The sequence below is a fragment of the Rhizobium alarense genome, from assembly GCF_021555155.1.
GTDB lineage: Bacteria > Pseudomonadota > Alphaproteobacteria > Rhizobiales > Rhizobiaceae > Rhizobium_D > Rhizobium_D alarense.
In genome coordinates, this window is the sequence record NZ_JAKGBU010000073.1 from 15716 (window position 1) to 27417 (window position 11702).

Genomic DNA, 11702 nt, shown 5'->3' on the forward strand with positions numbered 1-11702 from the left:
TGACGGTTCACAGAAAAACCACAAGTCGAACCAAGATGATACGGGCGTAGCGCGTCCCTCGTCGCGGCGCGCGGAAATCGTTGCGACAAGCAAGCGTCCAGGCGCTGGTCCCTTGCTTGATGCAGCACGTCCGATTGACGGCGTGGTCTCCGGGTTCGACGGAGAGAATGCCTCGCCGTCAGGGTTTCCCGGCTGCATATACGCTTGCCTATTGGGGTTTCGTCGTGACTGTCTATCTGCCCATTGCAGAGCTGTCGGTGAACATCTTCATCATCCTCGGCATGGGCGCGGCGGTCGGTTTCCTGTCCGGCATGTTCGGTGTCGGCGGTGGCTTCCTCATCACGCCGCTCCTCATCTTCTACAACATTCCGCCGGTCGTGGCGGTGGCGACCGGTGCCAACCAGGTCGTCGCCTCGTCGATCTCGGGAGCGATCACCCATTTCCGCCGCGGCACGCTCGACATGAAGCTCGGCGCGGTCCTGCTGGTCGGGGGTATTCTCGGCGCCTCGGTGGGCGTGTGGCTGTTCTCGCTGCTGCGGCGTCTCGGCCAGCTCGATCTCGTGATCTCGCTGCTCTATGTGCTGCTCCTCAGTGTCGTCGGGTGCCTCATGCTGTGGGAAAGCGTCAACGCGCTGCGGCGCGCGGCGCGCAACGAGACGGTGACGCTGCGCCGTCCCGGCCAGCACAGCTGGGTGCACGGCCTGCCGCTCAAGATGCGCTTCAAGAAGTCGAAGATCTACCTGAGCGTCATTCCGCTCGTCGTGCTCGGCTTCCTGATCGGCATGCTGACCTCGATCATGGGCGTCGGCGGCGGCTTCATCATGGTTCCGGCGATGATCTACCTGCTGCGCATCCCGACCAACGTGGTCGTCGGCACGTCGCTCTTCCAGATCATCTTCGTCACGGCATTCACCACCGTGGTGCAGGCGACGACGAACTATGCGGTCGATATCGTGCTGGCCTTCATCCTGATGGTCGCGGGGGTCATCGGCGCGCAATACGGCGTGCGCGTCGGCCAGCGGCTGCGCGGCGAACAGCTGCGCGCCCTGCTCGCACTCCTGGTGCTCGCCGTCGGTATCCGCCTGGCGATCGATCTCGTCGTGACACCGCGCGACATCCACTCCGTCGTCACCGAGGAGGTCTATCGATGACCGCCGTGGCGCGCCGCCTGCTTTGGTTCTTCCTCGTGCTGGTGCCGGCAGTTGCCGCGGCGCAGGAGGATCCGGCGCCGCAGTTCCCGGAGCGCATGGAGATCGGCATTTCCACCGACGAGATCGCCATCACCTCCGATTTCCGCGGTGCCGACCTTACGATCTTCGGCGCGATCGAAGGATACGATCCCTCGCTGCTCGCCCAGCGCAAATACGACATCGTCGTCACGCTGGAGGGGCCGAAGACCAATGCGACGGTGCGCAAGAAGGAGCGGGTTCTCGGCATCTGGGTCAACCGGCGCTCAATGACCTTCGAACTCGTGCCGCAGTCCTACTCGCTTTCCAGCACGCGGGACGTCGAGAACATCACCGATACGTCCACGCTGAACAGCGTCGGCATCGGCATCGAGCATATCCGCCTCAGTCCCGTCGGCTTCGTCGGAGACGGCAGCAATCTGTCGGAATTCCGCGAGGCGTTTCGCCGGATCAAGGAGAACGGCGGCTATTTCCAGCGCGACCCGGGCGGCGTACGGTTCATCAGCGCAAGTCTCTTCCGCGCGACCGTCAAGCTGCCGGCCAGCGTTCCGAACGGAACCCATGTGGTCCGGGCGCATCTCTTCCGCGACGGGATGTTCGTCAGCGAAAAGGCGCTGCCGCTGCGTGTCGTGAAGACGGGCATCGAGCAGATGATCTCCAATGCCGCCTTTGACAATCCGCTTTCCTACGGTCTCTTCTCGGTGGCGCTGGCGTTGCTGACCGGATGGGCGGCGAGCGTGATCTTCCGCAAGGAATGAGGGCCTGGCCGGCGACCGGCGGTCGCGGCCAGCCCATGCGTCCATCCGGATTCCGCAGGGCTATCCACATACGGACGCATTCCATCGGATGCTTCCCGAAATTCAGGTTTCGTTTACCATGGGCGGCTTTGTTGGGCCTGGCGAGATATTGCCATTCCACAGGGAGACGCCGATGATCAAACTCGATCCCCAGACCCTGCGCATGTCGCTTCGAGGGGTCTCCCTTGCGGCAAGGCCGAAGTCCGAGCGCGCCATTGAGCCCGCGGAGGCGCTCTCGTTGCTGCAAGACAGCCGGGACGAACTCAGGCGCATGCTGGCGTTTCTCAATACGCTCCAGTCGCAACTGGACATTGCCGCGCGGTCCGGCCGTCAGCAGCAGTGATACCGCCGCATCACCGGCCCCGCATGGTCGCGGCATTCGGCTGTCAGACCGCCTTTGACATGCGGTTGCGCAGCACTGCGGCCTCATAGGCCGCCTGCAACTCGGCGAACACCGAGCGTTCGGGCGACGGCGCGCCGAGGTGGAGCGCGCGCAGTTCGCTCATGAAGGCGTCCCAGAGCGCCGGGCCGCCGTCCTCCAGCAGTTCCGCGCGGATGCTGAGCTCCTCCGTGACCGGCAGGAATTTTCGCCCCCAGCTTCCCATCGCCGCGAAGACGGGCACGAGCCAAATGCCCATCTCCGTCAGGCTGTAGATGGCCTTCTGCTTGTGGCTCGGATCATCCTGCCTGCTGATCAGCCCTTTGTCGACGAGCCGCCGCAACCGGTCGGCGAGAATGTTCGATGCTATGCCTTCCTCCGATTTCGTCAGCAGCTCGCGGAAGTGCCGGCGGTTGCCGAACATCATGTCGCGCAGGACGATGAGGCTCCAGCGATCACCGAGAATTTCGAGTGTCAGGTTGATGGGGCAGCCGGAACGATGCGTGTCTTTCATCAGGGTCTCCAAAACTGCTTGCATAATACAAGCAGTGTTGTTAATCATCAACCGATTGCCAATTGCAATCGGTTGATGATTGGTCGGCATGGTCCCGAACAGGAGGAATGGAGATGGCAAAGGTGATCGTCTGGAACCTCGTGACGCTCGACGGCTTCTTCGAGGGCGAGAAAAAATGGGATCTCGACTTCCACGCCAGGGCCTGGGGGCCGGACCTGGAAAAGCTCAGCACCGATTTCGGCTCTTCCGCAGGTTTGCTTGTCTTCGGCCGCGTGACCTACGAGGGCATGAAGGCCTACTGGACGACGACGGAGGAGGAGGGCGAGGTGAAGACCTATATGAATGCCCTGCCGAAGCTCGTCGCCTCGCGCACGATCACGTCCTCCGACTGGAATAACACGGAAGTAACGGCAGACATCGCCGGCGAGATTGCGAAACGCAAGCGGACGCTCGACAGGACGATCTACGTCTTCGGCAGCGCCGACCTGACGGAGTCCCTGCTGGCGGCCGGCCTCGTCGACGAGGTGATGCTGGCATTCGTGCCGGTACAGCTCGGCAAGGGCACGCCCTTCTTCAAGGACGGGGCACGGCGCGACTTCCATCTCCTCGAGGCCAGGCCGCTCGCGAATGGCGTGATCCTCGCGCGTTACACGCCGGAGCCGTCGGCGGCCTGAGGCCGATAAACATTTCTTGAAGAAATGTGTTGAAACCGGTCACGGTGCCGACCCCTTGCGGCGCCAAGACGGTCGCGGATGCGCCGCGCCGTCTCGTTGGCGATCAAACAAGGGAATTCATCATGCGCCCGACCAGCTCTCTTCTCGCCGGAACCGTGCTCGCGATCTCGCTCCTGTCCGCCCCGTCCTTCGCGCAGACCGCCCGGACGGCGGAAACCGGGCAGGCCAATGCTCCGGACCAGGAGCCGGCCTTCGAAAACCAGACCCGTGCGCCGCTCCCCGGCGCCATGCCCGAGATCCGTGTCGACGTCGTGGCGGCCTGCCTGCCGCATCTCTGGGCGATGGAGTTCCTGCCGGACGGCCGCATGCTGGTGACCACCAAGGAGGGGGCGATGCACGTCGTCTCGCAGGACGACGGCGAGGCCGGCCCGCCGATCGAAGGCGTGCCGGCGGTGATGTCCGCCGGGCAGGGCGGCCTGCTCGATGTGGCGCTTGCCCCGGACTTCGAAAGCTCGAACCGGATCTATTTCTCCTTCTCGGAACCCCGTGACGGCGGAAACGGCACGTCTGTGGCGTCCGCTCGCCTGGTCGAGGAGGACGGCGGGTTCGCGCTGCAGGACGTGACGGTCGTCTTCCGGCAGATGCCGACCTATGACGGCGACAAGCATTTCGGCTCGCGGCTCGTCTTCGGCAGGCAGGGCGAACTCTATGTCACGGTCGGCGAGCGGTCCGATCGCAGGACCCGCGCCGGTGCCCAGGATCTCGGCAGCGGATTCGGCAAGGTCTTTCGCATCGACGCGGAGGGCAAGCCGTTCTCCGACAATCCCTTCGCGGCTCGGGACGGCGCATTGCCGGAGATCTGGAGCTATGGCCACCGCAACCTGCAATCCGCCACCCTGGACGGCGAAGGCCGGCTCTGGACCGTCGAGCACGGGCCGAGGGGAGGAGACGAGCTGAACCGGCCGGAGGCAGGCAGGAACTACGGCTGGCCGAAGGCGACCTACGGCATCGAATACAGCGGCGGCCCGGTCGGCGAGGGCATCACCGCGCTCGCGGGCACCGAGCAGCCGGTCTACTACTGGGATCCGGTGATCGGCCCCTCGGGCATGGCCTTCTACGACGGCGACGCCATTCCGGAATGGAAGGGCGCCTTTCTGATCGGCGGTCTCGTCAGCCGGGGCCTCGTCGTGCTGCACATGAACGGCGACACGGTCGTGCACGAGGAGCGCGTGCCGCTCGATGCCCGCATCCGCGACGTGAAGATCGCGCCGGACGGCGCCGTCTTTGCGGTGACGGAACCGCGGGGCGGTGGAGAGTCGACGATCCTGCGCATCGTGAAGGCGGGCTAGAGTATTTCCGGTGAAAACGGGATCACCGGAAATACTCTAGAATTTTGTTTTTACCGCATTATCCGACGTCGAAGCGATTTCACTTCGACTGGAAATGCTCTAGCCGATGAGGTTGGCGAAGCGCACCGAATAGATGCGGTCGCGACCCATCATGTGCGCGACGAGGCTCGACCGGTCGAACAGGCCGGCCATGGCCCTGTGGCGGAGATCGAGGCCGCCGGTCATCAGACCGAAGGCGGGCATCAGCAGCCGCCTTCCGTCGGTCGCGAAGCAAGGGCGGCGCACCGCCTTCTCGCGGCGAATGACGGTGGCGGCCGGATGCAGGTGCCCGGCGATTTCGCCTGCAGGCGAAAGCAGCGACGGCTCATGGCGGAAGGCGAGGCCGCCATAGTGCAGTTCGTCGGCCGACTGGCCCGGCAGGTCGACAGTGCCGTCCGGGTCGTGGTTGCCGTTGATCCAGATCCAGTCGCGCCCGCGGGCGAGTTCCGCGATTTTCGTGCGAAACATCTCCGGCAGGTGGGCCGAGCCGACGCGATCGTGGAAATTGTCGCCGAGGCTGACGACGATCGCCGGATCGTGCCGGGTGACGGCGGCCTCCAGAACCTTCAGCGTCGCGAGTGTATCGTAGGGCGGCAGCAGCATGCCGCGGCGGGCAAAGGCCGCGCCCTTTTCGAGATGCAGGTCGGAAACGACGAGCAGGCGGGTCTCCGGCAGGTAGAGCGCGCCCAGCGGATCGCACACGACTTCGACGCCCGCCACGGCGGTGCGGGCCGAGACGGCGCCGAAATCCTCAACCTCCATCGATGCCAGCGCCAGTCTCTGCATGTGCGCGTTCATTCCTTCAGATGCGGACCTCGCCCATCGCTTCGGCGATCAGGTCTTCGGCCGCCTCCGCGAGCAGCGAATCCTGCGCCTCGCCCGCCACCGGCTCCTTGCCGATCTCCAGCATGATCGGCACCGCAAGCGGCGAAATGCGGTCGAGCCGCCGGTGGGTGATGTGGTCCTTGATTCGCATCAGCATATCGCCCAACCGCTGAATATCCAAAAGCCCCGCTGCCGCATCGTCGCGCGTGGCTTGCAGCAGGATGTGGTCCGGCTCATGGCTTCTCAGCACATCGTAGATCAGGTCGGCGGAGACGGTGACCTGCCGCCCGGTCTTTTCCTTGCCCGGATGGCGCTGCTCGATAAGACCGGCAATCACGGCGCAATTGCGGAACGTGCGCTTCAGCATGAAGCTTTCGTCGAGCCAGGCCTCCAGATCGTCGCCCAGCATATCCTCGTCGAAGAGGGCGGCGAGGGAAGGTCGCTCGACCGCAAACGCATATCCGAGGTCGTCGAGTGCCCAGACGGCGAGCGAATAGTCGGTGGCGACGAAGCCGAGCGGGCGGCGGCCGGCGCGCTCCAGCCGGCGGGTGAGCAGCATGCCGAGCGTCTGGTGTGCGAGCCGCCCCTCGAAGGGATAGGCGACCATGTAGTGCCGGCTGCCGCGCGGGAAGGTCTCGACAAGAAGTTCGTCGCGTTTCGGCAGCACCGAAACGTCCCGTTGCAGGCTGAGCCAGTCGCGCACCTGATCCGGCAGCGCGCCCCAGCGTTTCGGATCGTCGAGCATGCTGCGCACCTGGTCGGCGAGATAGGTGGAGAGCGGGAATTTTCCGCCGGCATAGGCCGGCACCTTCGGATCGAGCGAGAAGGCCTGGGAGACGAGGCATTCGTTCTCGCGGATGCCTTCGAAGCGCAGCACCTTGCCGGAAAACAGGAACGTATCGCCGGGCGCCAGCATTTCGAGGAAATATTCCTCCACCTTGCCGAGCGAGGCGCCGCCCCGGCCGATCGCCCCCTTGGCGCCGCGTTTCACCAGGCGCACGTTCAGCATCGGCATCTCGACGATCGTACCGAGATTGAGGCGATACTGCTGGGCGACCTGCGGATTGGAGACGCGCCAGAGCCCGTCCGCCGTCCTGCGGATGCGGGCGTAACGCTCGTAGGTCTTCAGGGCGTAGCCGCCGGTTGCCACGAACTGCACGATCCGGTCGAATTTCTCCCGTGAAAGCGCGGCATAGGGGGAGGCGGAGGTGACTTCGGCGAAAAGCGCATCCTCGTCGAAGGGTTCGGCGCAGGCCATGCCGAGCACGTGCTGGGCGAGCACGTCGAGCGCGCCGTGCCCGACCGGCGGCGTGTCTTGCGCACCGAGATAGTTGGCGTCGAGGGCGGCCTGGCATTCCATGGCTTCGAAGCGGTTGGCGGGCACCAGGATGGCGCGGCTCGGCTCGTCCATGCGGTGGTTGGCGCGGCCGATGCGCTGGGCAAGACGCGATGCGCCCTTCGGCGCCCCGACATGGATGACGAGGTCGACGTCGCCCCAGTCGATGCCGAGATCGAGCGTCGAGGTGGCGACGACGGCGCGCAGCCGGTTCTCCGCCATGGCGGCCTCGACGCGGCGCCGTTGGCCGACATCGAGCGAGCCGTGATGCAGCGCGATCGGCAGCGTCTCCTCGTTGATCCCCCAGAGTGACTGGAAGAGGATTTCCGCCTGGCTGCGCGTGTTGACGAAGAGAAGTGCAGTCTTGTGGTCCCTGATCGCCTCGTAGACCTCCGGCATCGCGTATTTCGCCGAATGGCCGGACCACGGGACGCGATCCTCGCTCTTGAGAATTGTGATGATCGGCTTGGCGCCGGCCGGTGCCGTGACGAGGCCGGCATGGTTGTCCCGGCCCGGCATCTGCTCGGCCAGCCAGCGTCGCAGGTCCATCGGCTCGGCGACCGTGGCCGACAGCCCGATCGTGCGGAGGCCGGGCGCCAGCCGGCGCAGCCGCGCGAGGCCGAGCGAGAGCAGGTGGCCGCGCTTCGAGGTGACGAGCGAATGCAGCTCGTCGAAGATCACATATTTCAGGTCCTTGAAAAAGCGTGGCGCCTCGCCGTTGGCGATCAGCAGCGCCACCTGCTCCGGCGTCGTCAGCAGGATGTCGGGCGGGTTGAGCCGCTGGCGCTGGCGCTTGGCCTGCGGTGTGTCGCCGGTGCGCGTCTCGATGCTGATCGGCAGACCCATCTCGGAAACGGGCTTCGTCAGGTTGCGTTCGATATCGACGGCGAGCGCCTTGAGCGGCGAGATGTAGAGCGTATGGATGCCGGTGAAGGCGGAGCCGGGCGGAACCTTTCCGCGATGGAAAAGATCGGTCAGCGACGGCAGGAAGCCGGCGAGCGTCTTGCCGGCACCGGTCGGTGCGATCAAGAGCAGGCTTTCGCCCGCGGCCGCCCGCGCCAGCAATTCCATCTGATGCGGCCGCGGCTGCCAGCCCTTGCCGGCGAACCAGGCCGAAAAGGGGGCGGGCAGGCTTTGCGGCGGCGTTGGCGCGGAATCGGTCATTGCGCACCAAGCTAGTCGATCGCGTCCGAAAGGAAAGCGTCAGGACGCTTCGAGGCCCGTTCGAAAGACGCGCACAGGTTGGGGTTGACATCTTCCATAATCATGGATAAATTTTATCCATGATAAAGGGGCAGGTTCAGTGAAACTCGGTGAAGGTGTCGAACAGGCGATCCACAGTGTCACGATGCTGGCGCAGCTTTCCGATGGCGGCGTGCTGTCGGCGGCGGCTCTGGCGGAATTTCACGGCGTCAAGACGAGCTACCTTCTGAAGCACCTGCAAGCGCTCTCGGGCGCCGCCATCCTGGAGACGCAGCCGGGGCCGAAGGGCGGCTACCGGCTGGCACGCAGGGCCGGGGAGATCACGCTGCTCGACATCGTGCTTGCCGTCGAAGGGCCGGAGCCGGCGTTTCGATGTCTCGAAATCCGCCAGCGGGGGCCCAATCCGTTGCCGGGCAAACCGACGCGGCCTTGCGAGATCAATGCCGCCATGCTGCGCGCCGAACGGGCCTATCGGGCCGAGCTGAAGCGCGTGACGATCGCCGATCTCCTGACGGAGGTGGCGCGGGGTGACGACGGGTCGATCGCGGCAAGGGGCTGCGCCTTCCGCGCCCTCCATGAACGCAGACCCGGCCAACAGGCCTCAACCCAGGGAGAATGACCATGCAAGAGCGTCTCAACACATTCAAGACGGCGCCCGCGGCCGTGAAGGCGGTGATGGGCCTGGAGAACTTCATCGTGAAGGACTCCGGCATCGAACCGCATCTGGTCCATCTCATCAAGCTGCGCGCATCACAGATCAACGGCTGCGCCTACTGCGTCGACATGCACGTCAAGGAATCGCGGCGCGACGGCCTGTCCGAGCAGTGGATCAACCTGCTCTCCGTCTGGCGGGAATCGCCGATCTATTCGGCGCGCGAGCGCGCCGTGCTCGAATGGACCGAGGCCGTCACCCGCATCGCCGATACCGGCGCGCCGGACGCTGCCTACGAACCGCTGAAGGCCTTCTTCAATGAAGAGCAGATCGCCAACCTGACCGTGGCGATCGCGACGATCAACGTCTGGAACCGTATCGCCGTCAGCTTCCGCAGCCAGCATCCGGTCGACGCACCGGCCAAGGCCGCCTGACGCACGGCCGCCGGCCATTCGGTGAGGCCGGCCCGTGGGTGGGCCTCACATCGCGATGTAGCGGTCGGCGCGGTGGTTGATCGTCAGGAACAGGTTCAGCACGACGGCGCCGACGACCGAGCAGAAGACGATGAAGGGCGAGGCGACCGTGAAGGCGGCCGCAAGCACCACCGCATCGAAGGCGAGCTGCACCAGTCCGGCGCGCCAGCCGAAGCGATCCTGCAGCCAGACCGCGAGGATGCCGACGCCGCCGAGGCTTGCCCGGTGCCGATAGAGGCCGAGCAGGCCGAAGCCGAGCAGGATCCCCGCGAGCATCGCCGTCCAGAGCGGATGGATGCTGTCGATCGAGACGAAACGCGGCTGGATCTCGGTGATGATCGACGTCAGCCCGACGGCAATGAAGGTCTTCAGCGTGAAAGCCTTGCCGAGCCGCTTCAGCGAGAGAATGTAGAAGGGCAGGTTCACCAGCGTGTAGAACAGGCCGAAGCTGTATCCGGTGTGATAGTGCAGCACGAAGGCGACGCCGGCCGTGCCGCTCGCGACCAGCCCGGCATTGCCCATCAGCGCAAGGCCGAGCGCGGCGATCATGCTGCTGGCGAAGATGCCCTGTGCATCCTCGAGCGGCGTATGGCGTGTGGGGGTGGGGTTCCAGAAGCCGAAACGCCGCTTGTCGCCGCTCATGCAGATCTCCGTTGTGCTTTCATCCGTTTTATACTGCGCCGCAACAGGCGCAAGATGGCATCAGCCGCGGCACGCGAGGAAGAGCAGGCCATGGACAGGCTCGCCGGCGTCCTTGCGGATGACGGAATGTTCGACGGCGACGACGGCGAGGCCCGCGTCCGCCGCCGCCGTCCGGACATAAGCCTCCGAATGCGCGTAGCGGAGCGACGGGCGGAGCACGACGCTGTCGCCGATCCCGTCCGCCCGTCCTGCGTCCTCGACGGAGAAGGCGAAGACGCCCTGCGGTGCGAGCAGCCGTGCGACGAGGCCGAAGAGACCGGTGAGGTCGCCGAGATACATCAAGACGTCGGCGGCGCTGGCGAGGTCGGCGCGGCCTTCCGGATCGCCGGGTCCGAAGAGGCCGCAGTCCGGCGCCGGCAGCGAAAGGTCCGCCGGTGCGAGGCGGTCGTAGATGCCCTTCGCGCCGGCCTTCGCCAGCATGTTGGCGGAAAGGTCGAAACCTTCCAGGACCTCGACGCGGTCGCGGATCCGCTCGCCGAACAGGCCGGTGCCGCAGCCGAGGTCGCAGGCACGGGCAAAGCGCGGCGGAACCGCCGGTGTTTTCGCGAGCAGCGCCGCCAGCCGTTCCGGCACGCTGTAGTCGAGGCGCGCGACGAGCGCCGCCTCGAAGCGGTCGGCATAGTCGTCGAAGAGCTGCCCGACATAGCGGCTGGGGGGCGCCGCCGGCACGTCGGCGGCGGAGAGCAGGGCGAGTTTCAGCGCGGCGCCGAAGACATCCGACGGGTCGAGCGCCAGAGCCTTTTCGAGCGCCGCGACGGCCGCCTCTTTGCGGCCCGATTTCTCCGCATAGTCGGCGAGCCTGAACCAGCCGGCCGCCCAGCGGGGCGTCAGGTCGAGCGCCTGTTCCATCAGTTCGGCGGCTTCTGCGAAGTCGCCGCCCTCGGCGAGCATGCGGGCATAGTCCGCGCGCCGGTCCGCGAGGAGATCGCCGGAAGAGAGCTGGTTGGTCGACATGGCGCCCGTGCGATGGGAGGAGGGTGGCGACGCTTCTGGCGGCCGACGCGGCAAAAGGCAAGCGGATTCTCGTGGTCCGCACCCGCTTGCCGCAAGGCTCGCGGGGCATTATGGCATGGACAAAGGCCAGGATTGGAGAAGGACTGCATGGCGGACGGATTGAACCGGTTCCTCGGCGACACGCCGGTGCGGGTCGCAGTGAAGCTGCTGATCCTGTCGGTCGCGGCGGGCTTCCTGATGTCGTTCTTCGGGCTTTACCCGGACGACATCCTCTACGGCATTCGCAATTTCCTGCTCGATCTCTGGCATTCGGGCTTCCGTGCGCTCGGCAGGGTTGGCGACTACCTGCTGCTTGGCGCCGTGATCGTCGTGCCCGCCTTCCTTTTGATCCGCCTCCTGAGCTACCGCCGCTGAACATGACCGCACGCCGTCTTCCGGAACCGGGCCGCCGGGCCTTTCTCGCGCTGTCGGCGTCGGGCCTTGCGACCCTGGCTTCGGGCTGCACGACCTTCGGTGTGCTGGCGCCGGAGCCCGGAAGCGGGGCGGATCGCACGGACGAGACGCTCGCCCTGATCAACGCGCTCAGGGCCGGTCGCGGACTGCCGGCGCTTGGCCGCG

General features: G+C 65.8%; 13 protein-coding genes and 1 pseudogene. 9 read left to right on the forward strand and 5 right to left on the reverse strand.

The genetic code is table 11. The features are described 5' to 3' along the window. The first annotated feature begins 224 nt into the window (after window positions 1–224). The 3 genes from LXM94_RS19815 to LXM94_RS19825 all read left to right on the forward strand — a co-directional run bounded on the left by LXM94_RS19815 (window position 225) and on the right by LXM94_RS19825 (window position 2327). Window positions 225–1151 carry a sulfite exporter TauE/SafE family protein gene (locus LXM94_RS19815; protein WP_235773191.1) on the forward strand — a complete coding sequence of 309 codons (927 nt, stop codon included), beginning with the start codon at window positions 225–227 and terminating at the stop codon, window positions 1149–1151. After that, on the forward strand, window positions 1148–1945 hold the full coding sequence (locus LXM94_RS19820; protein ID WP_235773192.1) for a TIGR02186 family protein: 798 nt from the start codon (window positions 1148–1150) through the stop codon (window positions 1943–1945). The genes LXM94_RS19815 and LXM94_RS19820 overlap by 4 nt, the downstream gene beginning before the upstream one ends. Window positions 1946–2117: 172 nt before the next feature. After that, window positions 2118–2327, forward strand: coding sequence for a hypothetical protein (locus LXM94_RS19825; protein WP_235773193.1), 210 nt, complete (start codon window positions 2118–2120; stop codon window positions 2325–2327). A gap of 43 nt (window positions 2328–2370) precedes the next feature. On the opposite strand, the gene LXM94_RS19830 is transcribed toward LXM94_RS19825, so the two are convergent. After that, on the reverse strand, window positions 2371–2877 hold the full coding sequence (locus LXM94_RS19830) for a winged helix-turn-helix transcriptional regulator (RefSeq protein ID WP_235773194.1): 507 nt from the start codon (window positions 2875–2877) through the stop codon (window positions 2371–2373). A gap of 113 nt (window positions 2878–2990) precedes the next feature. Between LXM94_RS19830 and LXM94_RS19835 the strand changes: the two genes are divergently transcribed. Both LXM94_RS19835 and LXM94_RS19840 read left to right on the forward strand, forming a co-directional pair. Then, window positions 2991–3551, forward strand: a complete 561-nt coding sequence (locus LXM94_RS19835; protein WP_235773195.1) for a dihydrofolate reductase family protein — start codon at window positions 2991–2993, stop codon at window positions 3549–3551. Window positions 3552–3673: 122 nt separating this feature from the next. Further along, window positions 3674–4900: a PQQ-dependent sugar dehydrogenase gene (locus LXM94_RS19840; RefSeq protein ID WP_235773196.1), complete on the forward strand. Its 1227-nt coding sequence runs from the start codon at window positions 3674–3676 to the stop codon at window positions 4898–4900. 99 nt (window positions 4901–4999) lie between these two features. Here the strand turns inward: LXM94_RS19840 and pdeM are convergent, their stop codons facing one another. Continuing rightward, complete coding sequence (gene pdeM, locus LXM94_RS19845) at window positions 5000–5725, reverse strand: ligase-associated DNA damage response endonuclease PdeM (protein ID WP_235773197.1); 726 nt, start codon at window positions 5723–5725, stop codon at window positions 5000–5002. Between the two features lie 16 nt (window positions 5726–5741). Further along, window positions 5742–8264, reverse strand: coding sequence for a ligase-associated DNA damage response DEXH box helicase (locus LXM94_RS19850; protein WP_235773198.1), 2523 nt, complete (start codon window positions 8262–8264; stop codon window positions 5742–5744). A 139-nt stretch (window positions 8265–8403) separates the two neighbouring features. Here LXM94_RS19850 and LXM94_RS19855 point away from each other — a divergent pair, with 139 nt between their 5' ends. Both LXM94_RS19855 and LXM94_RS19860 read left to right on the forward strand, forming a co-directional pair. Beyond that, the gene (locus LXM94_RS19855; RefSeq protein ID WP_235773199.1) at window positions 8404–8922 is read left to right on the forward strand and encodes an RrF2 family transcriptional regulator; all 519 of its coding nucleotides are present in this window, start codon (window positions 8404–8406) and stop codon (window positions 8920–8922) included. Between the two features lie 2 nt (window positions 8923–8924). Further along, a complete protein-coding gene (locus LXM94_RS19860) occupies window positions 8925–9389 on the forward strand; it encodes a carboxymuconolactone decarboxylase family protein (protein WP_235773200.1) in 465 nt (154 codons plus the stop codon). A gap of 45 nt (window positions 9390–9434) precedes the next feature. On the opposite strand, the gene LXM94_RS19865 is transcribed toward LXM94_RS19860, so the two are convergent. Together LXM94_RS19865 and LXM94_RS19870 are read right to left on the reverse strand one after the other, a co-directional pair. Beyond that, the gene (locus tag LXM94_RS19865; protein ID WP_235773201.1) at window positions 9435–10070 is read right to left on the reverse strand and encodes a YitT family protein; all 636 of its coding nucleotides are present in this window, start codon (window positions 10068–10070) and stop codon (window positions 9435–9437) included. A 60-nt stretch (window positions 10071–10130) separates the two neighbouring features. Continuing rightward, the gene (locus LXM94_RS19870; protein WP_235773202.1) at window positions 10131–11084 is read right to left on the reverse strand and encodes a methyltransferase domain-containing protein; all 954 of its coding nucleotides are present in this window, start codon (window positions 11082–11084) and stop codon (window positions 10131–10133) included. A gap of 147 nt (window positions 11085–11231) precedes the next feature. Here LXM94_RS19870 and LXM94_RS19875 point away from each other — a divergent pair, with 147 nt between their 5' ends. Together LXM94_RS19875 and LXM94_RS19880 are read left to right on the forward strand one after the other, a co-directional pair. Further along, complete coding sequence (locus LXM94_RS19875; protein ID WP_235773203.1) at window positions 11232–11498, forward strand: DUF6460 domain-containing protein; 267 nt, start codon at window positions 11232–11234, stop codon at window positions 11496–11498. Window positions 11499–11500: 2 nt separating this feature from the next. Then, a pseudogene (locus LXM94_RS19880) lies at window positions 11501–11702 on the forward strand (hypothetical protein); the annotation flags it as partial.

Bases quoted from the DNA above. Each gene is read 5' to 3' on its own strand.
- LXM94_RS19835 (WP_235773195.1), top strand. From the start codon at position 2,991: ATGGCAAAGGTGATCGTCTGGAACCTCGTGACGCTCGACGGCTTCTTC.
- LXM94_RS19850 (WP_235773198.1), bottom strand. From the start codon at position 8,264: ATGACCGATTCCGCGCCAACGCCGCCGCAAAGCCTGCCCGCCCCCTTT.
- LXM94_RS19825 (WP_235773193.1), top strand. From the start codon at position 2,118: ATGATCAAACTCGATCCCCAGACCCTGCGCATGTCGCTTCGAGGGGTC.
- LXM94_RS19870 (WP_235773202.1), bottom strand. From the start codon at position 11,084: ATGTCGACCAACCAGCTCTCTTCCGGCGATCTCCTCGCGGACCGGCGC.
- LXM94_RS19860 (WP_235773200.1), top strand. From the start codon at position 8,925: ATGCAAGAGCGTCTCAACACATTCAAGACGGCGCCCGCGGCCGTGAAG.
- LXM94_RS19830 (WP_235773194.1), bottom strand. From the start codon at position 2,877: ATGAAAGACACGCATCGTTCCGGCTGCCCCATCAACCTGACACTCGAA.
- LXM94_RS19865 (WP_235773201.1), bottom strand. From the start codon at position 10,070: ATGAGCGGCGACAAGCGGCGTTTCGGCTTCTGGAACCCCACCCCCACA.
- LXM94_RS19840 (WP_235773196.1), top strand. From the start codon at position 3,674: ATGCGCCCGACCAGCTCTCTTCTCGCCGGAACCGTGCTCGCGATCTCG.
- pdeM (WP_235773197.1), bottom strand. From the start codon at position 5,725: ATGCAGAGACTGGCGCTGGCATCGATGGAGGTTGAGGATTTCGGCGCC.
- LXM94_RS19820 (WP_235773192.1), top strand. From the start codon at position 1,148: ATGACCGCCGTGGCGCGCCGCCTGCTTTGGTTCTTCCTCGTGCTGGTG.
- LXM94_RS19875 (WP_235773203.1), top strand. From the start codon at position 11,232: ATGGCGGACGGATTGAACCGGTTCCTCGGCGACACGCCGGTGCGGGTC.